This is a genomic window from Enterobacter genomosp. O, assembly GCF_001022965.1.
In the GTDB taxonomy this organism is placed as follows: Bacteria; Pseudomonadota; Gammaproteobacteria; order Enterobacterales; family Enterobacteriaceae; genus Enterobacter; species Enterobacter cloacae_L.
Genome location: NZ_LECZ01000023.1, coordinates 154269 through 178154, shown reverse-complemented (window position 1 = coordinate 178154; position 23886 = coordinate 154269). Strand labels below are relative to the sequence as shown.

21 protein-coding genes and 2 pseudogenes are annotated in these 23886 nt (G+C 49.8%); 9 read left to right on the top strand and 14 right to left on the bottom strand.

The annotated features are described in order from the left end of the window. Window positions 1-18: 18 nt before the first annotated feature. Window positions 19-840: an alpha/beta fold hydrolase gene (locus tag ABR39_RS06200; protein WP_033144516.1), complete on the top strand. Its 822-nt coding sequence runs from the start codon at window positions 19-21 to the stop codon at window positions 838-840. Here ABR39_RS06200 and ABR39_RS06195 read toward each other — a convergent pair. Continuing rightward, window positions 803-2224 carry an MFS transporter gene (locus ABR39_RS06195; protein ID WP_047346209.1) on the bottom strand — a complete coding sequence of 474 codons (1422 nt, stop codon included), beginning with the start codon at window positions 2222-2224 and terminating at the stop codon, window positions 803-805. The genes ABR39_RS06200 and ABR39_RS06195 overlap by 38 nt on opposite strands. Before the next feature lie 50 nt (window positions 2225-2274). Beyond that, complete coding sequence (locus ABR39_RS06190; protein WP_047346208.1) at window positions 2275-3363, bottom strand: cellulase family glycosylhydrolase; 1089 nt, start codon at window positions 3361-3363, stop codon at window positions 2275-2277. Between the two features lie 185 nt (window positions 3364-3548). Between ABR39_RS06190 and ABR39_RS06185 the strand changes: the two genes are divergently transcribed. Then, entirely contained in the window at window positions 3549-4556 is a 1008-nt protein-coding gene (locus tag ABR39_RS06185) for a LacI family DNA-binding transcriptional regulator (protein WP_047346207.1), read from the top strand. Here the strand turns inward: ABR39_RS06185 and fosA are convergent. Then, a complete protein-coding gene (gene fosA / locus ABR39_RS06180; protein ID WP_047346206.1) occupies window positions 4542-4967 on the bottom strand; it encodes a FosA/FosA2 family fosfomycin resistance glutathione transferase in 426 nt (141 codons plus the stop codon). The genes ABR39_RS06185 and fosA overlap by 15 nt on opposite strands. A gap of 198 nt (window positions 4968-5165) precedes the next feature. Between fosA and trpS the strand changes: the two genes are divergently transcribed. Continuing rightward, a complete protein-coding gene (trpS, locus tag ABR39_RS06175; protein ID WP_047346205.1) occupies window positions 5166-6170 on the top strand; it encodes a tryptophan--tRNA ligase in 1005 nt (334 codons plus the stop codon). A 574-nt stretch (window positions 6171-6744) separates the two neighbouring features. On the opposite strand, the gene ABR39_RS06165 is transcribed toward trpS, so the two are convergent. The 7 genes and pseudogenes from ABR39_RS06165 to ABR39_RS24715 form a co-directional block, all read right to left on the bottom strand. Then, window positions 6745-7242: an Hcp family type VI secretion system effector gene (locus ABR39_RS06165; RefSeq protein ID WP_023315311.1), complete on the bottom strand. Its 498-nt coding sequence runs from the start codon at window positions 7240-7242 to the stop codon at window positions 6745-6747. Window positions 7243-7260: 18 nt separating this feature from the next. Further along, a complete protein-coding gene (locus ABR39_RS06160) occupies window positions 7261-7593 on the bottom strand; it encodes a DUF1493 family protein (protein ID WP_047346203.1) in 333 nt (110 codons plus the stop codon). Further along, window positions 7587-8045, bottom strand: coding sequence for an STM2901 family protein (locus tag ABR39_RS06155; protein WP_045345955.1), 459 nt, complete (start codon window positions 8043-8045; stop codon window positions 7587-7589). Before ABR39_RS06155 ends, ABR39_RS06160 begins: the two co-directional genes overlap by 7 nt. 216 nt (window positions 8046-8261) lie before the next feature. Continuing rightward, window positions 8262-8729 carry a SymE family type I addiction module toxin gene (locus tag ABR39_RS25355; RefSeq protein WP_082132630.1) on the bottom strand — a complete coding sequence of 156 codons (468 nt, stop codon included), beginning with the start codon at window positions 8727-8729 and terminating at the stop codon, window positions 8262-8264. Window positions 8730-9069: 340 nt separating this feature from the next. Further along, window positions 9070-9144 (bottom strand): annotated as a pseudogene (locus tag ABR39_RS26080) (type VI secretion system tube protein Hcp); the annotation flags it as partial. Window position 9145: 1 nt separating this feature from the next. After that, window positions 9146-9664 carry a hypothetical protein gene (locus ABR39_RS06145; RefSeq protein ID WP_047346202.1) on the bottom strand — a complete coding sequence of 173 codons (519 nt, stop codon included), beginning with the start codon at window positions 9662-9664 and terminating at the stop codon, window positions 9146-9148. Then, entirely contained in the window at window positions 9645-10160 is a 516-nt protein-coding gene (locus tag ABR39_RS24715; protein ID WP_072034158.1) for a DUF2778 domain-containing protein, read from the bottom strand. Before ABR39_RS24715 ends, ABR39_RS06145 begins: the two co-directional genes overlap by 20 nt. A gap of 639 nt (window positions 10161-10799) precedes the next feature. Here ABR39_RS24715 and ABR39_RS06140 point away from each other — a divergent pair. Beyond that, window positions 10800-11813 carry an HNH endonuclease domain-containing protein gene (locus tag ABR39_RS06140; protein ID WP_047346201.1) on the top strand — a complete coding sequence of 338 codons (1014 nt, stop codon included), beginning with the start codon at window positions 10800-10802 and terminating at the stop codon, window positions 11811-11813. Continuing rightward, window positions 11813-12397, top strand: coding sequence for a class I SAM-dependent methyltransferase (locus tag ABR39_RS06135; RefSeq protein ID WP_047346200.1), 585 nt, complete (start codon window positions 11813-11815; stop codon window positions 12395-12397). The genes ABR39_RS06140 and ABR39_RS06135 overlap by 1 nt, the downstream gene beginning before the upstream one ends. 37 nt (window positions 12398-12434) lie before the next feature. Here the strand turns inward: ABR39_RS06135 and ABR39_RS06130 are convergent, their stop codons facing one another. From ABR39_RS06130 to ABR39_RS06120, 3 genes and pseudogenes are all read right to left on the bottom strand, one after another. Then, entirely contained in the window at window positions 12435-12869 is a 435-nt protein-coding gene (locus ABR39_RS06130) for a hypothetical protein (protein ID WP_047346199.1), read from the bottom strand. Next, window positions 12866-13567, bottom strand: a pseudogene (locus tag ABR39_RS06125) (hypothetical protein). The gene ABR39_RS06130 and the pseudogene ABR39_RS06125 overlap by 4 nt, the downstream one beginning before the upstream one ends. A 394-nt stretch (window positions 13568-13961) precedes the next feature. Next, window positions 13962-15992 carry a hypothetical protein gene (locus tag ABR39_RS06120; protein WP_052952187.1) on the bottom strand — a complete coding sequence of 677 codons (2031 nt, stop codon included), beginning with the start codon at window positions 15990-15992 and terminating at the stop codon, window positions 13962-13964. 191 nt (window positions 15993-16183) lie between these two features. Here ABR39_RS06120 and ABR39_RS25565 point away from each other — a divergent pair, with 191 nt between their 5' ends. Then, window positions 16184-16342 carry a putative zinc ribbon protein gene (locus tag ABR39_RS25565; RefSeq protein ID WP_123156774.1) on the top strand — a complete coding sequence of 53 codons (159 nt, stop codon included), beginning with the start codon at window positions 16184-16186 and terminating at the stop codon, window positions 16340-16342. A gap of 53 nt (window positions 16343-16395) precedes the next feature. On the opposite strand, the gene ABR39_RS06115 is transcribed toward ABR39_RS25565, so the two are convergent. Beyond that, the gene (locus ABR39_RS06115) at window positions 16396-17379 is read right to left on the bottom strand and encodes a toll/interleukin-1 receptor domain-containing protein (RefSeq protein ID WP_047346198.1); all 984 of its coding nucleotides are present in this window, start codon (window positions 17377-17379) and stop codon (window positions 16396-16398) included. A gap of 224 nt (window positions 17380-17603) precedes the next feature. Here ABR39_RS06115 and ABR39_RS06110 point away from each other — a divergent pair, with 224 nt between their 5' ends. The 3 genes from ABR39_RS06110 (at window position 17604) to ABR39_RS06100 (ending at window position 23884) form a co-directional block, all read left to right on the top strand. Continuing rightward, complete coding sequence (locus ABR39_RS06110; protein WP_047346197.1) at window positions 17604-21017, top strand: DEAD/DEAH box helicase family protein; 3414 nt, start codon at window positions 17604-17606, stop codon at window positions 21015-21017. A gap of 63 nt (window positions 21018-21080) precedes the next feature. After that, entirely contained in the window at window positions 21081-22715 is a 1635-nt protein-coding gene (locus ABR39_RS06105; RefSeq protein WP_047346196.1) for a type I restriction-modification system subunit M, read from the top strand. Next, window positions 22712-23884: a restriction endonuclease subunit S gene (locus ABR39_RS06100; RefSeq protein WP_072059219.1), complete on the top strand. Its 1173-nt coding sequence runs from the start codon at window positions 22712-22714 to the stop codon at window positions 23882-23884. Before ABR39_RS06105 ends, ABR39_RS06100 begins: the two co-directional genes overlap by 4 nt. Window positions 23885-23886: the final 2 nt, after the last annotated feature.

The window sequence follows — 23886 nt, the reverse complement described above, 5'->3', positions numbered from 1 at the left end:
CCTGCACAGGAACACACTATGGCAACGTTTAAGGCAAAAGACGGCACGCAGATTTACTACAAAGACGGCGGCGCGGGCAAACCGGTTCTCTTCAGCCACGGCTGGCCGCTGGATGGCGACATGTGGGACAGCCAGCTGAACTACCTGGCCGAGCGCGGCTTCCGCGCCATCGCCTTTGACCGTCGCGGATTTGGCCGCTCGGATCAGCCGTGGAACGGCTACGACTACGACACCTTTGCGTCCGACATCAACGACCTGATCACCACCCTTGACCTGCAGGACGTGACGCTGGTGGGCTTCTCCATGGGCGGCGGCGACGTAACCCGCTACATCAACAACTACGGCAGCGCGCGCGTCGCCGGTCTGGCGCTGCTGGGCGCGGTGACGCCGATCTTCGGCAAATCCGACTCCTTCCCGCAGGGTGTGGATCAGAGCGTGTTCGACGGCATTCGCGACGGGCTGCGTAAAGATCGCGCCCAGTTCATCAGCGACTTCGCGACGCCGTTCTACGGCATCAACGCCGGGCAGACCGTCTCTGCCGGTGCCCTCACCCAGACGCTGAACATCGCCCTGCTGGCGTCTTTGAAGGGCACCATCGACTGCGTGACCGCGTTCGGCGAAACCGACTTCCGCCCGGATATGGCGAAAATCGACGTGCCGACGCTGGTGATCCACGGCAGCAACGACCAGATCGTGCCGTTTGAAAGCACCGGCAAGCTGGCGGCGGAGATGATCAAAAACGCCACGCTGAAGGTGTACGACAACGCGCCGCACGGCTTCGCGCTGACCCACCAGGACCAGCTCAACGAAGATCTGCTGGCGTTTGTGAAGTCGCTGTAATTTTCTGTAGGCCGGGTAAGGCGCAGCCGCCACCCGGCGCTTTCGCAGACGCATTCCGCTCCGCCAGCAGCCGACAAATCTCCGCATGCTTCTCCTCGGTAAAGGTAAAGCGCGACATAAACACGATGCGGATCAGCGACCCAATCGCCGGCAGCAGGCAAATCCCGAAGAACAGCCCCGACAGCACGCCTTCGCTCTGAATTTGCGCCTGCGGCACGTAGCCGATCATCGTCAGGAACACGCCGATTAGCCCGCCGCCCACCGCCACCGACATCTTGCCGGTAAAGGTCTGCCCGGAGAAGGTGATCGCCGCGCAGCGCTTGTGGGTGTGGTACTCCGCGTACTCGATGGTGTCGGCAATCATCGACGAGGTGAGGATGTTGGTCATCATCACGAACAGCGTGCTCAGGCCGAGCAGAATGAACAGCATCGTCACCTGCTGATACCCGACAAACCACATCACCACGCGCACCGCTACGTCCAGCCCGCAGAGGATCATAAACAGCTTCCGCTTTTGCATCCGGCGCGTCAGCATTGGCGCGACCAGGCACAGCACCGCCGCCACAATTCCCATCACGCCAATCGCCATCTGCAGGCTGCCGTCGCCCAGATTATTGATAAAGAAGTAGATATAGAGACCGCCCGCCACGTTATGGAACACGCAGAAGAAGAACGACAGCAGGACGATAAACAGCGGCTTGTTCTGGCGCAGGTTGTGGAAGGTGTCGCGGATGGTCACCTTTTCCGGGCTCGGCGGCACGCGCTCTTTGATCTGCATAAAGCCGTTGAGCATCAGCGGCAGGCCCACCAGCATCATCACCAGCGCCGCCATAAAGTAGCCTTTATCGTTGCTGTACTGGGCGAAGAACGCCGCCAGCTTCGGGAAGAAGATATTGGCGCAGGCAATCCCCGCGTTTACCCCGAGCATCGCCGCCGTCACCGCGCGGGTGCGCTGGGCGGAGTCGTTGGTCATCACCGACGACATCGACCAGAACGGGATATCGGAGATGGCGTACAGCGTCCCCCACAGGATATACGTCACCCCGGCGTAGAGGATTTTGGTGGTCATGTCCGCTTCGATTTTATAGAACGACAGCAGCGTGACGCCGGTAATCAGCAGTGGGGCGATCAGCAAAAAGTGGCGAAACTTGCCGAACCGGCTGTTAATGGTGTCCATGATGCTGGCAAACAGCGGATCGTGAACCGCGTCCCACGCGCGGGCAATCAGGAAGATGGTGCTCGCCGCCAGCGCCGAGATCCCCAGCACGTCGGTGTAAAAATAGTTAATAAACGAACCCACTAAACCAAAGCTAAAACACTGACCTAATCCATAACCAAAATAAGACCACAGCTCGCGAGACGGTATTTTCATTGTCGTTGCCATTGATATATGCCTGCCTGGTTGCCCGGCGGTCGGCCGCCGGGTCGATATTATTAGCCTTGTGCCTGCGGGGCGATCTTGCGCAGCTGCTGCATCAGGGCGATTTCACGGCGCGAGAACGGAATGCCGTTCTCCTCGAACACGTCGTGGAACCAGAGGCGGCAGTAGTCCGTGGACTCCTTCATCACTACCGGCCACGGCAGCCACGTCTGGGTTTTACCGCGCACCAGCCCCCACTGGTACGGCGCGACCTTCGCCGCGTACATCAGCGGGAGCTGCTCTTCGATGGTGCTGCCCACGTGGCGCGCCAGCCATTCGGTGCAGAACAGCGGGCGACCAAGCTGTTGCAGCTGCTGGATAATCGCCGTCATGCGCCCCGTGTGGGTGTAGGCGTGGAAGCTCACCACGTCCGAGAGCGCCAGCGCGGTCTGGTCCAGCGGGTGCTGGAAGAACGTCTCGCCCTCCTCTTCCGGCGGCAGGCGCCACGCGCAGACGGTGAGCGGCTGGGTCGGGTCTTCTTCGCGCACCCACTGGAATGCGAGCTTCATTAGCGCGTGGGCGCAGGTCTCCAGCTTCGCGTCGTACTGCACCTCCTGCGTGCCCGTCGCGAAAATGCCGCGGTTGCCCGGCTCGTTATAGAGATCCCACAGCAGCACGCGCCTATCGTCGCGGAACTGGCGAACAACGTCGCGGATATAGCACTCAATCTGCGGCCAGCAGTCGGGATCGCACACCTTGTCGCGCCCCGGGCTCGCCGCCGCCTGGCTGTTGTGCTTGCCCGGCACCGGCGGCTTTTGCGGGCCGAGATACGGCTCGTCGCCGGAGAAGCCGCAGTCGTCCATCAGGGTCAGCATGGTGCTGAAGCCGCGGCCGTCGGCAATTGTCAAAAAGCGGTCGATGCGCGCCATCAGGCCGTCGCGGTCGTGCTCCCAGACGATAAACGGCAGGTTGATGCGCAGGGTGTTGTAGCCCGCCTCCGCCGCCCAGCCCAGCTCGCGCTCGATGGTGGCGGCATCGAAGGTCTCTGCCTGCCAGATATCGGTCCAGTTCACCGCCGTCGACGGCAGATAGTTAAACCCGCACAGCCAGCCTTTCTGCTGATACCACGCCTGTGCCTGCTCCCTGCTCCACTGCTCTTTCATTACGCGTCCTCTTACTGATAATATTTAGCTAATAAATATTAGTTGCAGGATAAATGCGCAAATTGCGGCGTTTAGAAAAGCGATGCCCCTCACAAAGTTCACGCTTCGATGAATGAGAAACGTGATCGACGGCGCTAAAGCGTGCGGTTAGGGTATGATGCGAAGTCGCGAAAGGGAGAGGACGGATGAAGCGAAAAACGAAAGTGACGATGAACGATATTGCGCGGGCGGCGGGCGTGTCGCAGGCGACGGTATCGCTGGTGCTTAACCAGTCCCGCAACATCAAGCTCAGCGACGACACCCGCCAGCGGGTGATTGGCGTCGCTACCGAGCTCGGCTACGACCGCCTCCCCGCCGTTCACGCCCCGCGCAACCAGGAAGAGATCGCCCTGCTGGTCAGCTCCATGCAGAGCTTCGACCCGTTTATCGATGCCATCAGCCAGGCGCGGGAAGCCGCGTGGCGCAACGAAACCCTACTCACCGTCTACGACTACGGCGACGATATCGAGCTGGCGCTGAACATCATCCGCCAGCTGGAGAAGCGCAACTGCATCGGGATTATTCTCGCGTCTCCGGTCACCACGCTGGTGGACATGACGGCCTTCCAGGACTGCACCCGCATTCCGCTGGTGCTGCTCAACCAGCGCGACCCCGGCTCGCCGCTGCTGCCGTCGTTCATCCCGGACGACTACGCCAATGCCTTCCAGGTGACTAAACACCTTATCGCCTGCGGGGCCACGCGCATCGCCCACATCACCGGGGAGAGCTGGATGGAGGCCTCGCGCCAGCGTCTGGCGGGCTACCAGGCGGCGCTGCAGCAGGCCGGACTGGCGTGCGACGATAATCTGGTGCGCCAGACCAACTGGCAGTTCAGCGAATCCTTTACCGCCACCACCTCCCTGCTGGAACTGGCCGAGCGCCCGGACGCCATCTTCTGCGCCAGCGACTGGCTGGCGATTGGCTGCTATCAGGCGCTGGCGGTGAACGGCGTGCGCATCCCGCAGGACATGCTGCTGGCGGGCTACGACGACCAGAAGATTTCCGAGCAGCTCACCCCGGCGCTGACCAGTATCCAGCTGCCCTACAGCGAGCTGGGACGGCTGGCGGTGGAGTACCTGTGCAATCAGGAAGATGCCGCCACGCACGTGACGCTGGCGGGCAGGCTGAAGGTGCGCGCCTCAAGCCTCGTCTGAGGTAAACACCATGCCCGCGTAGGGCTTCTCGCGACACGCCGCCAGCCGCGCGGCGAGGCTGCCCACGTGCAGCTCCAGCTTGTGCCCGTCCGGGTCGAGAAAATAGAACGACGCCCCCTCGCTTTTGTTCTGCTTCCAGACGGTGACGCCCGCCTGCTCTAGCCTGTGCGAGAACGGTTCAAAATCCTCTTCCGCCACGGTAAACGCGTAGTGGGTGTAGTCGCTCACCTGCGGCGGCACGTTCCTGCGCGCCTCGTCGTACGAGAGGCAGACCCACAGGTCGCCGCAGGTGAGATAGGCCCCGGTATTCCAGCGGGCGTGCAGCGCAAGCCCCAGCAGCTCGTGCCAGAAGGTGACGCTTTTTTGCAGGTCGCTGACCGCGAGGGTCAGATGGTTGAGAGATTGCAGCATGACGTGCCCTTTTGTTTTTCGCGCCGGACGTGATACGGTAAAAGCATGAACATAAACCACGCCGTGCTCACCGTAAACCGCTGGTGGCTGCCTTCTTAAAGGCGGCACGGAGTAGTTTTCCCATTTTCAGATAGCCGCCGAAAGGCGGCTTTCACATTTCTAAGACCCCTTTCGGCATTACAACGTTAAGGAGTCTTTATGAACGCACCCACCATCCTCACCGGCGACCGTCCAACCGGCCCGCTGCACCTCGGCCACTTCGTCGGATCGCTGCGCCAGCGCGTGGCGCTGCAGCAAACGCACAACCAGTTTGTGCTGATTGCCGACCTGCAGGGGCTGACCGACAACGGCAGCAACCCGCAGAAGATCCGCGACAACATCCCCGAAGTGCTGGCTGACTACCTCGCCGCAGGCATTGACCCGAACCTGACCACTATCTGCCTGCAGTCCGCCCTGCCCGCCCTCGCCGAGCTGACGATGCTGTATATGAACATCGTCACCGTCGCCCGCGTGGAGCGTAACCCGACGGTGAAAAACGAGATTGCGCAGAAGGGCTTTGCCCGCTCGCTGCCGGTCGGGTTTATGGCCTACCCCATCAGCCAGGCGGCGGACATCACCGCGTTTAAGGCCGAGTGCGTGCCCGTCGGCGACGACCAGCTGCCGATGATTGAGCAGACCAACGAGATTGTGCACAAGATGAACAGCCTGCTGCCCGCCCCGGTGCTGCGCCACTGTAAAGCGATGCTGAGCGACACCAGCCGCCTGCCCGGCATCGACGGCAGCGCCAAGATGTCGAAATCGCTGGGCAACACGCTGCACCTTTCGGCCAGCGAAGAGACGATTCACCGTGCGGTCAGCGCTATGTACACCGACCCGAACCACCTGAAGGTGAGCGACCCGGGGCAGATTGAGGGGAACGTGGTGTTTACCTACCTCGACGCGTTTCACCCGGACAAGGAGAAGGTTGCGGCGATGAAGGCGCACTATCAGGCGGGCGGGCTTGGGGACCGGATTTGCAAGAACGAGCTGGAGGGGTGTTTGCAGGAGCTGATTGCGCCGATGCGGGAGCGGAGGGCGATGTATATGCGTGACAGGGGCGAGTTGATGGCGATGCTGAAGCGCGGGACCGAACGGGCGCAGGGGGTGACGCAGGAGACGTTGAGGGAGGTGAAGGTTGGGCTGGGGGTGCCGGTGTTTAGTTAAGTTAGATTTAGCGGTGGAGTGCGTGGAATTGGCATGAAGCCGCTAACTTGATTATTACGGAAATCAGCGAGGCGCAATAAATTCTGAAATGCATTATTAGCCATTGTTGTTTGTCATTCTGTTAAGAGCGATATATTCATAGACTCTTTATTTTTTTAACCGTCTCGGCAAATGCTATGGGCAAGTTTATTATTTACATGCTGAATATATTATTCTGTGGTTATGTACTGGCTACATGCCTCATTTCTTTGGTTAGTTTTGATAACTGGGAGGACCGTACAATCGCAATAACAATCATATTAGGAAGTGCACAACTTATTGCGACATTACTTAATCGGGCACTGCCTCATAAGTTACATATTTTAGGGGGGATAGCTGAACTGATAGAAGGTCCGCTATTAGTTATTGGCGCAATTGTGTGTCTGGATGTGTTTGAACCCTGGCCTATGAAGATTATTGGAATGTTCGCGTGGGTTATTTTTATGATGTTTCGGCCATCATTTACGAAAAGGAATAAAGAATGATATTCCCTGCCCGCACAAACGAAACGCTGGCGGGCAAGTTCAACATAGAATCAAGCAGCGGAACCCGATGTTGGACGTTCGTTCCACGCGTCGTGCGCTAACAAGTTACCGTCCTTGTACAAATGGGTAATCTTCTCATAATTAAACGCCACTTCCTCCATATGCCCCGTCCCCGGACAGCCTCGGGTGTCGTACATTACTGGACTCACAGAAATGACCTTAACGTTCTCGAGCGTGATTCGGTAATACTCCTCCTCCTGCCCGGAATAGTTAATATGGTAAAACCTGAATTCAGCCGTTTTAAGGGTCTGACCCGTTGCTGCCGCTTTGAACAGATAGGGCGAAGAGCTATCCAATTCCTTGGTAAACTGAAACGGCGAATGTTGGCGAGTGCCAGTGACCTTTCCCGTTGCCGAGTCGGTTGGCAGGCTGAGGTTATGTTGTAATCCTCTTAGCTCAATACTTCCCTCCCTTTGTGCAACGTCACAAGAACCACAAATCATTGTGCCGCCGTCATTGGTTAAAAAGAGATGTACAGGTACGGCCATTCTATTGCTCCTTGCGTTTTAGTCGTATAACCATTTGCCCGCTTTTGCGGATTCGATAAGCATTCCAATAGTGAAATCTGGAACCATCACCACCGGGAATTTTTTGAATGGATTCCATGAAAAAGGCTCATCAGGGTAGTAGGTGTTTATGTTAAAATTACCTCTATCAACATCAAATTCTTTAAAAAATTCTTCCATCAAATCTTCTGCTTCAGTGACATCAAGCTGCATGTCAGTGTCCAAATCAGTTTTTGCATTCAGTAATTTCTGCTTTGCTTCGTTATTCATCAGATAAACGCCGTTATAGCGTCTGGCTAAGGCGTAGATGCGCTGCTCAATATTCTCTACCATAGTTTGTCGCTGCCCCGCGCAATTCGATTATAATCACGTATTGCAGCATAGGTGATTAGTGATACATCAGCGACTAATATCACTATGCCTATTAACGGTATTGTCCTGCCAACAAACGCGCTCACTTTCGATACCATTCGACACTTTACTGTCCACGGAGTATACCCACCAACCCAGGTAGGCAGCTTAATGCCATAAGGAAATTTCGCCTGTTTGAAATAGTTCCTCATGGCTTTCGAGGCTCGGGACGTTCCTTCCGTAGCTCCCGCGGGTTTCTTTCTAGTCGTTTGATTATTAGCACCACTGTATAACGCAGCAATTCCTGCCACATCGTCAATACCAAAATGATCGGCAATTGACTCACAGTAAATCATAAAGAAAAGTCCTGCCGCGGTAAGATTGGTTCTGCCAGCATAAAAATACGTTTCATTTAGTTCTTCTGTTGTGTCCATAGTTCATTCCATTGAGTTGCTCCAGTAAGAATCATAAATGCTGGACAATAACTAAATTGAGATCTCCAGCATACTTCTGTAAAACCTTCTAATATAATCACAATGATCAAAACACAGCTATAACATTCAGTTCAATTATATTATTGAAAAAATAGACTACGCCTTCCACTAATTTAAACACCCTCGATTCAGGATCAAGGGTGTTCCACTGCGTTATTATTTTGCCTGCCCTATATTGCGCTTAACTACCGGGATATCACCTGCATCATTTAGCGCTCCCGGAAACGTCTTCAGCCACTGCGCGACTTTCTGCTTATTTATATTCACCACACTCATCCCTTCCAGGCATCCCCACAATTCTCTTGTATGCTGTGGCGTAATCACAAGGCAGTCTTTCATGGCGCGGATTTTTACCGGCATGCCGTTGATAAAGCCCGCGCGGGTTAACCAGTCTCCGCCCAGAAGAAGATATTTCATGTCTATGCGTGCGTACAGTTCGCAGCAGGCGGCTCTGTCCTGCGGCGTTTCCGCGCGAGGATGGACGGGCGCCGCGTTGGGCTGGTTGCCGTGCAGACGGCGGGCGCTGTTTTTGCGTACCAGCTCGCGGTTTTCAATTATGCTGGTGAAAGTGTCTGATTCTGTTTTGCAAACAGTAAACTCTGGCTTAAAATTCGTCGCAGCCATTTTCAACTCCTTGTAAGTTGTTTGTGGTTAGCGGTATGGGGGTGTTGCAGCACCTTCATATCGCGAATTCCTCGTTAAATTCTCGTTGATACTTCCTTTGCCGTTCGGCGTAATTTCTGGTGCTCATTATACAGAGCTGAATATAAATACAGCGGTTTGGCGTGGGGTAAATTTGGAATTTGCGAGGGAGATTCAGGAAAAAGGTTGGGTCAGGGAAATTACGCAGCGATGACTATCAGAATATAAGGTGAGCGCCCGCATGGCCCTCAGAGCAACCATTCGCCGATCTGCGGGCTGGCAATGCGTCGTTTTATTATCAAGTTCGGAGAACGACTGAGCTATCCTGAACGTCTACAGCTCCTTTAATGTCTGCGCCGCCATCGTCCTTAAGCCACATGTAAGCCGGAATAGGCATTTTACAAACTCCTTTTAGTTGTGATTTTCTTCGTGATGAACCAGTAGCAAACAATCGTTAAGAGCAACTGAAAGCCCACAATCGCCGCCATTGTGAAATTTGAATACGTTTGATCCGGGAATAAAGACTGATAAGGCAGCAAGCGAAACAATGCCCAAAACAGGAAGGTAAACCCGAAGATTTTAGCTAACCGTCGCAATGTGGAACTGAACCACTCTCTGGGGATGCCTGCTGGACTAACTTTGTGTGTCGCGCCACTGTACGCCGTGGTAATGGCGCTCATGGCAGGTACGCTGATTAATGTATTGATTAAGATGCTAAAATAGTCGTCTAACGACTCCCAAACTTCTAAATCAGGTTCACCCAAAATGAAGCGGGTAAACTTGTCGGCGCTCTGGAAATCAAAAAGCCCCATAATAGAATTAACTAATCCATCATACGGAACCATTTCAGCAACGATCAGCACAACAACAGCGAACAGCACTATCTTGAGGAATAAACTAAGGGCATGTTTTGCCATTGGAGATCACCTCAATTGTGCCGTATGCCTGTAGCTTCCTCATGCAAGGAACATCTATTCTTTGGCTTCTCAACAGAGCATTACGCAACATGGCAAAATCAGAATCATGTGGGAGAGTGATACAACCTTCTGATAGTACGCCTGGATGCAAACGGAAATTGCCACGCTGAACGCTCTCAATCCATGTGTAATCGTCGATCCCCCAATCATCACGCCATAATGCGAACCATTCAGAATGTTTGAATGTTGCACCATTGGCGAAGTGATTATAAATGTCTCTTCCCGCTGTGTTTAGCTGTGACTTAAGTCCACCTTGAGGGCGGTCAACAATCCAGTATTTACCCGCTGGTACTGGCCCCTCTTTGGGGATCATTCCACATGCCCCACGATTACGGTAAGCACCATTACCAGAGAAAGCTAAAAACGTGCCTATACCCGGAAACGATAAGGGGGAGTAGTACGCATCATTAATTACGAACTTTCCATGTAGAGCCATAGATAACCATTTTATCTATAAGGATTTATTGGCTTATCGTACTCCTACGCAATCGGACATAAGAAGGTTTTCTTCCAGGAGACCTCTGATTTTCAGACAATAGCCCGTTGGTGGTAAGACAACGTGTAAGGCCGTTAGGCGGTAACATCAGAGGTGTGTCAGGAAGCTAGGTTTATCAAGTTGACCATGTGCCCTCAGGGGCGTGACCGAACCGCTGGCAGAGTGAACTGCTCCCTGATGTTAGTAATGTCTTCATAAGCCACATGAGGACATTCCCATGAAGAGGCGTTTTTCCGACTGGCGTAATTACTGCTGCCTATTATACAGAGCTGAATATAAATACAGCGGTTTTGCGATGGGTAAATTTGGGAAATACGAGGGGGATTCAGGAAATAGGATTTGGTGTGATACTGGAAATCGCAGGTTTGAAAATAATTTCTATTTGCCTCATCCAGAAATCTATTCTTTCGCTAAATTGCCTTTAACGACAAATCCGTCGCATCCAGCCCTTCTTCTCAGATCCCACAAAAATTCATCAAACCTATAGATTAACGATTTACATCACCCTGATTTTGTTATGTGATCCTGTTACAGGCTTTAGTAACGCCCTGCCCAGCCAACCGTAACAGGACTTCATCGATGGAATTTTATCAGGCCGATCCGACGCTTGAGAACTACTGGCGTGGTGTGATCCTCTTTGGAAGGAACGTCGCATCTTACAAATTTGCGCTGGCGTCAGCGTTGTATGAAGTGGATAAGACGGGCAGCGATTTGATTACGCTCGACCAGCTTGCCGTGCCGTTCAGCCGCTATCTTTGCGAGCACCTGAAGCATGCGCCAAAACAGATCACCTCCCGCAGCAGTCAATTTCTGGAAACCTGCCTGAAGTTTAACAGAGGTGAAATCACCCATGCCCAACTCATTGAAGCGACGGTGCGCCTTGGCTTTAACAATGTGATTGATGCCTTTCATTACGTGAACCAGGGCGAGATCGATAAACGTTTTTTCCTTGATGAGCGCAAAACCCACAGTGGGATCCGCCTGACGGATAACTTCTTTTTACTGGGCGAACGCCTGCAGTATAAAAACCTCGCCTTTGAAACTAATGCCCGCTGGAACCTGGTGGAACAGGCCTGGTCGATGGGGATTTCTCGTAATCTTGTGGGCGTGGAGTTCGACGAAGATAATCAGTTGCTGTTCACAAGGGTGAACGCGCGTCGCGTAGACATCACCAGCTGTCGCGACAGCCTGAATGGTTACCAGAAAGGACGGTGTTTTTACTGCTTCAAACCCATCAGCCTGGTACCGGGAGACGCAGAGCTGGCGGACGTTGATCACTTTATTCCCTGGGCTGCTCGCCATGAAGTGAGCAATATTAACGGTGTATGGAACTTAGTGCTGGCCTGTCGTTGCTGTAACCGTGGCGTCGAAGGCAAATCTGCACGCATTCCCGACCTCAGGCTCCTGCAGCGGTTACACACCCGCAATGAGTATTTTATTCAGAGCAAACTGCCGTTACATGAGACGATTGTTCAACAGACAGGGCAGCGTCCTGAAGCACGGAGAAGCTTTCTTCAGCGTAACTGGCAGGCTGCGCTGGACAAACTTATCCATACCTGGAAACCCAACGCGGAAGGCGAGGCAACGTTTTAATGACACTTCACTACTATCAGAATCACGCACAGGATTTCTTCGATGGCACGGTCAATGTCGATATGACTCCGCTATATGAGGCCTTCACCCAACATCTGCCTCACGGTGCCCGGGTTCTGGATGCGGGCTGCGGTTCTGGCCGGGACGCAAAAGCATTTCATGAGAGGGGCTATCTTGTGGATGCTTTTGATGCTTCTTCCGCGATGGTGGAACTGGCAAGGCAACATACCGGGTTACCCGTGCAGTTGATGACATTTTCAGAGATCGACTGTAAAGCGCATTACGATGGGATCTGGTGCTGCGCCTCTTTGTTACATATCCCCTCTTCTGAGCTGCCCGCGGTGATGCAGAAGATTGCGGATGCGCTTAAGCCTGGCGGTGTCTGGTATGTGTCCTTTAAGTATGGCAACGGTGAGCGGGTGCAGGGTGAAAGACGGTTTACGGACCTGGATGAAGAGGGATTGCGGGCGTTGCTGAAGGCGATTACGGGGATGGAGATAGCTTCGCTGTGGGCGACTCAGGATAACCGCCCGGACAGGCATGAGACATGGCTGAATGGGATATTACGAAAAACCGCCGCTTGATCATCAGGCGGTGCTAATCGACACGGAGTAAGTTAACTCAGTAATTCATCACCTTGGTAAGCTCAACTTCACCCGTAGCGGCGTTAAAGTACAGATAGAAAATGTCCCCTTTTACCTGCTCGGGTTTTGACCAGATTTCCTTATCCCCCAGGCGACGCTTTTCCTTTGTGTATCCCAGCGTTTCGAGATACGCGCGCAAGGGTGCCGCACCGGTAGCCCCTTTAAAAAAGATGCTATTCGAAGGAGCATAACCATCGCCGGGATGCGCCTCGAAATAGTAGTCGTCCGTGATACGTGGGGCGTTTTCAATATCCTTGTCAGTCAGCGTGTGGTAGTGGAAAAAGTCATTTTCGGTGTAAACCGTCGTTTCATCCGAACCCGATGCCACGAGCCAGACAAACAGCCATCCTAGGATAAAGACGGTGGCAACCGAGAGTGCACACCACTTCAGGACTTTTAAAAGGATTGTCATAGTTTAGCTCCCATGAATGAGAGCGATGTCCCATCGTTTGTAATGACCTTCACCACTCCGGATGCGAAATCGTCCCACGGACGAAGCCACGTCATAAAATGCGGAAGATTGACCGTATACGGCTGGTGCCGCACACACTGATCCTCAGGATCAGGAAAGAGAATCGGGCGAAAGCCATGGTTTTTATGGGAACCGATAGCGCCGTAGTAATCCCAGCGGCGAACGGCTGATTCATAGCTCACGGGTTTAAGACGGTAGCCGTACCGGCCAGGAATGATTGCCCGATAGAACCCGAACAGATCGGAGACCAAATCCTCACCGCTAAAGCCGCTGTCCGTATACCACGAGAATGATCGCAGGCTTTGCAGGCCTTAAAATCTAGATGCGGTGTTCATCATCATCGCCAGCATGATTCTGTTAATGTCTTCGGTACTCCGGCCACGCTTAATTTCCCAATGAGAGAACTTCCCGACGCCGAGCCGTGATTTGAATTTTAAGACGCCCATATCTTGCCGATACATGACGGAATAAGATGGCTTACCGCTACGCTCTCCTTCAAAGAATTGACGTTTGAGCGTTGCCACGTCGTTGCCACGGGCATGTCCCATATCAAGCCAGCCCAACGCCTCGGTGTAGACGATTCCTCTGTCGAGAACGTCAAAGAGTGCCCCATCCTTAATATCTCTTCTGGTGCTCATGCTTACATCTCCATATGTAGTCTAACTGGCTATGTTATAGACGATTTTTTTGACCGTCCAGACAACTGCCATAGGGTTTGTGGAATTTAAGATGTGATGTGCGGGAAGACCAGGCACATCTGAGCAAAAACTCACCGGTTCAACAGAGCATTTAGCCACATTTCCTGGAAGTATTTAGGAAAAGATCGTGGATGGGATAGATGTTGAAGTCCAACAGTCCGGAACGTTCACGCGCCATTGTTCCACTAGCATGTAGGCGGATTGAAATATACTTTTAACAATAAAGATTAATCACAAGACTACTTATACTCATCCTATAAAACTATAGAAGGGGACTCTATTTTATACTTTAGTTATACTAAAGTGCTACAAAGTTTATAGAAGCCCCACATTGCTATAACATTACGATGGCTTCGCTGCCATTTTCATCTAATACTTCCTCAAGAGCAGGCCATATATCAAAAAAGGGGTAAGTTAGTTTCAATGTACCGCATTGCACATGATATGTAAGCTGTTGAACTCTTCGACGCTTGATAGAAATAGAAGGTAATGTATTTAAAAAAGCCATCATCTTATCTATAGTGATCTCACCATGATAAAGATGAGCACTTTCGGGTTTTATCATTGTTTTCATACCATTCCTTAACTCAATCGTTGTACTCGAAAGTCGCTCAATAAAACTGTAAAATGAAGTTTTATCAATAACATAACAATCTTTTTGATGGTAAATATCACCAAAGACTGAAGTTGTTATAATCATTTTATGTATACCATTTGGTTTCCATTTTTTTGGTAATTTCAGGGCATCGCGAACCAAATTTAATTGATTTGAATAGAAATCAGCATAGCGTGTTACTTGCTTTATCCAGGAAGATTTAGCATGAAGTTCAGAACTATCTCCACTAATATTTACTAGCGTCTGGTAATAACGATTGAAATGTATCGGATGTCCGTTAGACTTCAATTCAATAAAAAACAAATGGTCATCAATCAACATTGCACAGTCGCATTCATAATCTTTTCGTAATGAAAGTTGCTCAGCACAAATCCCTGCATTTTTAAGCCGTTGAATAAACTGCCGCTCATGGCTTTTACCTTTATCCTGGCTTGTTATATTTTTAGCGCTGAATAAAGAAAGTAAGGAGCGAGTAGCACAACTCATAGAAACAATTGAAGGCATCAAAAAAAGGCTATCGCCACAAGAAAGTAACGGACAATCGTTTATATCGAGTGCTTTATCATCAAATGTAAAATAATCGGTGACTAATGCCGCTATTGTCCAGGAAAGTCCTCCGTTAACAAAAAATCGAACCCATTCATCACGTGTATGACTTATAACCCAATCTTTAAGCTTTAGTCCTCCCGGAACTGTTTTTTTAAAACGATTATCCATTTCCTCTTTTGCTAATTCTATTAACATTTCGTATGCATGAATCCATGAATAAACATTAACACCTCCATACTCAATATATAGATCCCCCGGGGACATATTTTCCATTTCACTAAAATAAGCGATTGAGAAAAAATCTCTTTTGTTTACCCATTCTGGAACAAAGGGTTTCATCTGTTCAACAAAATTAGGATTTTCAGTCAGGAGTTGCTGAATTTCATAATAGAGGCTGGTTCCACGCATAGAGAATCGCGAACGAGCTATCTCATAAGCTTTATATGCACAATGTTCATCAACAATTAAAGATGTGTTATTTAACTCTGAGTAGCTAAACTCTGCATTACAAAACCGGAAAAGGTCACTGATACGATTTAGAGAGTCAAAATCATCCCACTCTTTAAGCCAACTTCCAGTTTTTTTAACCGCTTGCTCAGAACAATCGTGCTCAAGATCCAGAATATTTAGATTTCGCAATTCTCTAAAAATATTGCCGGTATAACTAGATATTTGGTCAAAAATCATGCTAACTGATTTCATATCCTGAGGTGTAATATTTTCCGATAGAGGCAAACCATCAATTCTTATCACTACGGGGAATATATTATCTAGTCGTTCACTGGGAACATTTTTAAGCAAAGAACATATAATACCCATACTTATTTCAGAGAAAATTAAAAATGCATTAAGCTTGTACTCACCTCCTAAAATTTTATAATACCGTTTTTCCATCACTCTAATTCTTCGGAAGAAATTATTATATGCCAAATGAATGGTACGACACTCATTTTCGGTCTTTAAAATAAGATCGCGATGAACAGGAAAGCGTACTAAAAGTTGATAAATGCATCGGCCAAAATAAAGAATATAATCTTCTTCAGACTGTTCGGAAAAGCGATTGTAATAAAGAGATGAAATTTTAAGAAGACTTAGAGCGTGTTTAACTTCAACTTTACCAATCCATTCTTTATAGAATTCATAAAAACTTTCAGCATCATCTGCCAATTTTTTGATTGCGCGTACATCGTAATATAACATGTATTGCACCTTAATAATTAATTGCCATATAATCAGTATGTAATAAAACCACATCAACCACAACGAATTAACTTCAGAAAATTAAACTTGATATTAGTTTTAATGACTATAAGTGATTTCAAGATAGAAATTGGCAATCAAGCCTGAGGTTGATAACTTCCTATGTAAACTTAGTTTTCACTTAGCAATGAATCGCCACGGAAAATCGTCTTCGTCCTAAGAACACGACTATACGGCAATGGCGATGTTGCTGGTGCGATACCTGCTGGCATGGTGACAAGATATGTCCACGATGTGGTGAATGGATTTACGCGCTTGAAGATAATCATAAAAAAAATGGTCATTTTTAAACAGTAAATGCTCAAAGGGGCGTTACGAACCATGGAATAACACCCCGGCTCTGCTAACGTGCCCGCTGTTTTACGGGCTCAAAAAACATATCCCATAGATGCTCAGCCATACCTTCGTTAGTGAGCAAGGTATCCCTTGAGTAGCCAGCACTATAGACTCCCATTGATGGGCGGAAACCGAGGATCTGACCGTTGTTGTCAACGGTTAAGATTTCATTGTATGAATTACCAATTACGCCATCTTGGCTATAACCGATATCACCCATACCCATATTGCGCCCAATATTACGCCAGATTGCGCATTGACCGACTTTGCTCCCGCCCATGTAGACCGCACAAGTGAAGGCGTCTGCATCACGCTGGTGAAAATCGACCTCTAACCCGGCATGGCGTTTTTTGAGTTCACTCAGCGATCCTTCAAAGTAACGGGCGACATATTCAAAACCATCACGGCAGGCACGATCCTTATCAAGGTCGGTAAAACGCTTTGGCAGCGAAAGATTGCTGGAGCGTGGTGTAAAAACGTTATCCGTTGCCTGAAGCATTGGGTTTACTGACGTCGGAGAAGAAACATAAGCGCTCTGCTGTGGTTTCTTCGCTTCCATATTAGCAATGGCGCGGGAGACTGCGTTGACGACCTGAACGTAGCCTTCATCATGGCTGGCAAACTTGGTTATGGGTTTACCATCAACGGTCGCCGCCATAATGCTGCCGAAAGGTAGCTGATGCCAGGCACATTCTCTTAAGATCACCGGAATGACCACCGCCTCGCCCCGTTTATGCCGCTCCAGAGCGTTGGTCATTTCTACCTGATAGCAATAATCAGAAGCGATGAAATCACTGCTAATTAACAACAGGATGATATCTGCCTGCGAAAAGTAGTGGTCTATTTGGTTCTCGAACTCTTGCCCTGGAACGATGCGGCGATCGTGCCATGTGCTGATCTTGCCCATGCGCTTCAGGGGGGAAAGATGCTTCTCAAGCTCATTGCGTAGGGCTTCATCTGCATGGGAGTATGAAAAAACGAGAGTAGTCATAAAGGTGAAATGCTCCTGAACCGTTACTGTAATTAGGGCTATTCTGTGCTCACGGTATAAAAAAATCACGCTATTGACTGTGATTATTAGATACTTGATCTCTTTAAAGTTGTAACGGCAGCCAATTCATAGCCCCTTATGCCATCCGACTCACTTCGTCGATAAGATTAGTGTGATATTCTTTCCAGAAATGCTGTTGTATCCACAACATAAGGCGATGATTGATGGAGCAGTCTCTCAATTTTGAAATGTTGCGCAGCCAGTGGCCGGAACTGGCAGAACTCGCATGTATGGCAGAACGCTATGTTCACACCGACCCGGAAAGCTGTCTGGTTAAGCTGCGCAACTACACCGAATTGATGGTGCGTTGGTTATATCGTCAGGAACGGCTACCTGAAGGCATCAAGGCGAATCTGTACGATTTAATGAACGCCGATGTGTTTACCAGCATGATGCCGGAAGCCATCATTATGAAAATGGATGCGCTGCGTATCCACGGCAACCGCGCCGCGCACGGTGGACGTATCAAAGCCAAAGATACCTACTGGCTGCTTAAGGAAGCGTATTTATTAGGGATCTGGCTGTATGTTCGCTACGCCCACGGTAATGTTGACAACTGCCCCAAATTTTCTCTTCCTCCGTTAGCACAATCTTCAGGTCGTGCAGATGAAAAACGTCTGGAAGATGCAATCAGAGCTCAAGATGAAAGCCGTGAGCGTGAACTAGCGTTACAACGCGCACTACAGCAAGAGCAGGAAAAGGCCGAACACCTCACCCAGCGCCTGAATGAAGCCAGAGCTCGCAACCAGCATGTTGCCGACATCCTCTCTATTGATGAAGCGGAAACCCGCCGCCGCCTGATTGACTCCCGCCTGCTTGCTGCTGACTGGAATGTAGGCGAAGTACTTAAAAATACAGATCAGGTTACACAGGAACACCCAGTTAAAGAACAGCCTACCGCAACTGGTGACGGCTATGCGGACTATGTCTTATGGGATGCGGCATACAAACCGCTGGCGGTGGTAGAAGCAAAAAAAACCAGCGTCAATGCCGAGCAAGGACGAATTCAGGCCCGACTGTATGCCGACTGGTTGGAAAAAGAATATGGTCAGCGTCCGGTCATCTTCTACACCAACGGCTACGATATCTGGCTGTGGGACGACCATAAAACTCATGGTTATCCTCCGCGTCGGGTATTTGGCTTCTACAGCAAGGAAAGCCTGCAATATCTTATTCAGCAACGTGAAACCCGTCTGCCGCTGAATAGTGTCCCGCACGTTAAAGATAACGAAGGTAAGGCCGTTGCCGGACGTTTGTATCAGCTTGAAACCATCGCCCGCGTCAGCGACCGGTTTACCAATAAGTATCGACAATCGTTAATTGTACAGGCTACCGGTACAGGTAAAACCCGCGTGGCAATTGCACTAAGCAAACTGATGATTGATGCCCGCTGGGTAAAACGTGTCCTGTTTCTTTGCGACCGCAAAGAGCTACGTAAACAGGCGGCGAATGCCTTTAATCAGTTCACCAATGAGCCGCTGTATGTGGTCGGTAAATCCAAAAAAGCAGACAGGCAGAACGCCAGGATCTATATCGCCACCTATCCCGGCATGATGAAAATCATGGATCATTTTGATGTTGGTTATTTCGATCTGATCATTGCCGACGAATCCCATCGTTCTATCTACAACGTCTACGGCGATCTGTTTAAGTATTTTGATGCCCTCCAGATTGGCCTGACAGCCACGCCAATCGACATGGTGAGTAAAACCACTTTCGGCCTGTTTGGTTGTGAAGGACGTATCCCTACCGCCAACTACAGCCTGGAAGATGCCATCGCCGATAACAATCTGGTTCCCTATGAGGTTGTCACGCACACCACAGAATTCCTTCGCGAAGGCATCAAACGGGAGAAATTAAGCGACGCACAAATCCGTGAACTTGAAGAACAGGGTATCGATCCTAATACGCTGGAATTTGATGGCAAGGCGCTGGATGAGGCAATTTATAACAAAGACACCAACCGCTATATCCTGCGTAACCTGATGGAAAATGGTCTGAAAGATCGGGACGGCCAACTGCCAGGTAAAACCATCATTTTCGCCCGTAACCACAAACACGCGCTGCTGTTGAATGAATTGTTCGACGACATGTACCCGCAGTTTGCCGGACGCTTCTGCCAGGTCATCGACAACTACGATCCTCGCGCCGAGCAACTGATTGACGATTTTAAAGGGCTGGATGAAAGCACCAACAAAGAGCTGACCATCGCTATCTCTGTTGACATGCTTGATACCGGTATTGATGTTCCGGAAATTGTGAATCTGGTCTTTGCCAAACCAGTCAAATCGAAAGTGAAGTTCTGGCAGATGATTGGCCGTGGTACGCGCCTCTGTTCGGGGCTCTACGGCTACGATGAAAACGGCAAACCGCTGGATAAACAGAAATTCCGCATCTTCGATCACTGGGGCAATTTTGAGTATCACGAGCTGCATACCGAAGAAGCCGAAGTGACAGCGACAAAATCGCTGGCGCAAAAACGCTTCGAAGCGTGGGTTATGCTGGGGGCTGTTGCGCAGCGTAAGTTCGACAAACAGGCGGTGGATTTAGTCGCTCACCAGCTCCGCGAGCAGATCAATGCGCTGGATGAAAAGTCGATTGCCGTACAGGAAAAGTGGCAGCAAAAAGCGCAGTACCGCGATGAAAAAGTGCTGCGCCAGCTTTCCCCGAAAACACAGCAGGATCTGCTATCTGTCCTGGCCCCGCTGATGCAGTGGCTGGACGTGCGCGGGCAAAGCGATGCTATGCGCTTCGATATGGATATTCTGGCGGCGCAAACAGCCCGTTATACCAACCCGGAAGAGCTGGATGTGCTCTGGCCGGTCATCGTTGAGAAAGTGGAACGTCTGCCGCCGCATCTGGCGCAGGTGCAACAGCAGGGACAGCGGATTAATCAGCTTCGTGATTTGGGCTGGTGGAAGCAGGCCAGTCTGGAAGAACTGGAAGATATCCGCATTCATCTGCGCGGCATCATGCACCTGATGGAAAAAGACGCGACGCCGAAATTTGGTTCTATACAGGTGGATATTACCGAAGATGCGAACCTGATCCAGACGGAAACCCGCAAAACTAACATCCGCTCGATTGATTTCAAACTTTATCGTCAACAGGTTCAGGGGGCGCTGGAGCCGCTGTTCCAGCAAAATCAGGTGCTGAAAAAAATCCGCAACGGCGAGCCGGTAACACAAGGTGAACTGGATGAGTTGGCAAAACTGGTGCTGATCCAAAACCCCAACGTTGATATCCGGGCGCTAAAAGAGTTCTACCCGCAGGCAACCGCCAGCCTTGATAAACTTTTACGTACTATCATCGGGATGGATAGCGACGCGGTGGAAGTACGCTTTGCCCAGTTCGCCGCTGACAACAGCCTGACCAGCCAACAACTGCGCTTCCTGTCATTATTGAAAAACCACATCCGCGATTACGGCACCATTGAAATGCGGCAGCTCTTTGAACAGCCATTTACGCACATCCACAACGAAGGTGTTACTGGCGTTTTCCCCGACATAGAGCAGATCGCCCGGTTGCAAAAGATAGTCGAAGAGTTGGGTGTTGTGACCGACGCAGCGACGGTATAATACACACATGACAAGCCCCGGCAGCGGGGCTTTTGTATTTATAACAGGGTATAGACGTTAACAATGATCACCGGTGACTTAAAAAGTAAAATCGACGGGTTGTGGGAAGATTTCTGGGTAGGTGGCATCACTAACCCGCTGACCGTAATCGAACAAATCACTTACCTGATGTACTCCAAGATGCTGGATACCCAGGAACAACGAGACGAGAAGCGTAAACAAATCGCGGGTATTGATTTTAAACCGCGCTTTGCGCCAGAACAGCAGGAGTTCCGTTTCAGTCACTATAGCAACCTTGGCTCGGATGAGATGATGGAAGTGGTGCGCGATGGCGTATTCCAACATTTCCGCCAGCTTGGGCAGGCTGAAGATACTAAAGTGACGCTGCTGGGCAACTTTATGAAAGATGCTCGTCTGGAGATTGTTAAACCGTCACTGCTGACCAAAGCCGTGGAGGTGATCAAAAATCTGCCGCTGGATCGTGGCGACACTAAAGGCGATCTCTACGAGTACCTGTTAAGCAAGCTGACCACCGCCGGGATCAACGGTCAGTTCCGCACGCCGCGCCACATTATCCGCACAATGGTTGAAATGATGGAGCCGAACCCGGCGCGTGGTGAAACGATCTGCGATCCGGCCTGTGGTACAGGTGGTTTTCTGGCAACCAGTTATGAATACCTGCTGGAGAAATATAGCTCTCTGGAGTCGATTCATACCGAGATTGGCACCAACGAACGCGGTGAACTGGAAGAACAAAAAATCTTTACCGGCGATCTGCTGACGCCGTGGCGTTATCATGTGGATAACAACATGTTCCACGGTTACGACTTCGATACCACCATGCTGCGTATCGCCGCCATGAACCTGATTATGCACGGCGTAGAAGAGCCGGATATCCACTATCAGGACACCATGAGCCAGAGTTTCAGCGCCAACTTCCCGCTGGCCAGTAAAAACGCTTTCAACCTGATTCTGGCGAACCCGCCGTTTACCGGTTCACTGGACGAGGAAGATATCGACTCCACGCTGTCGGCAATGGTGAAAACCAAAAAAACCGAACTGCTGTTCCTGGCGCGGATTCTGCAAATGCTGAAAGTGGGCGGTCGCAGCGCCACTATCGTGCCGCAGGGGGTGTTGTTTGGCTCCAGCAAGGCGCATCAGTCGCTGCGTAAAACGCTGGTGGAAGATAACCAACTGGAAGCGGTGATTAACCTGCCTTCCGGCGTATTCAAACCTTACGCTGGCGTGGCGACGGCGATCCTGATCTTTACCAAAGGTGGTCAGACGGATGAGGTCTGGTTCTACAATCTGCAAAATGATGGCTACAGCCTGGATGACAAGCGTAATCCGATAAAAGACAACGATTTACCGCATCTGCTGGCAAGCTGGAAGCATTACCGTGCTTTGCGTGGTTTGCCGGTAGATAACTTTATGGGTGAGAAGTTTGCTTCGTTGCTGAAACAGCAGAGCCCGGAAGGGATTGATGCTGATGTTGACTTTAAGGATCGCACACAGGCGGCGTTTGTGGTGCCGAAAGCGGATATCGCTGCGCAGAAATACGATCTCTCCATCAATCGTTACAAAGAGGTGGTGTATCAGGCGGAGGAGTATGAAGATCCAAAGGTGATACTGAAACGATTAAAAGATCTGGAAAAAGAGATTCTGGCAGATCTGGATGAGCTGGAGGGGATGCTATGAGCCGGGAGATCTATAAATTAAGTGAGTTATGCTTAAAAATTACTGATGGTAGTCATAATCCTCCTGAGGGTATTCCTCATAGTGATTATCTGATGTTAAGTTCAAAGAATATTTTTGATGACGAGATTAATTTCGATAATCCAAGATATCTTTCGAAAGAGATGTTTGAAAAAGAGAATAAGAGAACGGAAATTTCTGAGGGTGACGTTTTACTGACGATTGTGGGAACTATCGGCCGTGTAGCTGTTGTTCCAGATGATATTGCTAAATTTACCTTACAAAGAAGTGTGGCAGTATTAAAACCTAAGATGGATGTGATTACGCCTCGTTTTTTAATGTATACATTACAATCAATGTTAGATGTTCTTACTGCGGGAGCAAGAGGCGTTGCCCAAAAAGGCATTTATTTAAAACAATTAGCCGATTTGCAAATAAGTGTGCCGCCCTTAATAAAGCAAAAAGAAATTGTAGCAATTTTTGATAAAGTAAGAAAAATACAAAAAAAACGTAAAAAAGCAATCAAGATGGCTGATGATTTTTTGCGTGCTACTTTTCTGGCGATGTTTGGAACTCCTGCACACAACATACACTGTTTTCCTAAAGGCACGATCCGCGATCTGGTTGATTCAGTTAATTATGGAACTTCAGCAAAAGCTTCTGTTGATTCTGGTGAATACCCTGTTTTGCGGATGGGTAATATAACATATCAAGGTGGGTGGGATTTTACAGAATTAAAATACCTTGATCTCAGCGTAAAAGAAATGGATAAATTTTTGGTTAAAAAAGGCGATCTCCTTTTCAATCGTACTAACAGTAAGGAACTTGTTGGTAAAACAGCTGTGTATGGAGAAGACAGACCGATGGCATTTGCTGGGTATTTAATCCGCGTTAGACCAAATTCTATCGGAAATAACTACTATATTTCAGGGTATCTTAATTCCATCCATGGCAAAATCACATTGATGAATATGTGTAAAAGTATTGTTGGTATGGCTAATATCAATGCGCAGGAGTTTCAGAATATAGAGATATTAATCCCACCTAAGCATCTCCTAGATGAGTATGAGATAATTTATAAAAGAATAAAAAAAGGATTAACCATCTCTTACAGAAGTGTGATGCAACTTCAACAGTTAGCATCAAACCTATCGAATAGATATTTCATGTGAGG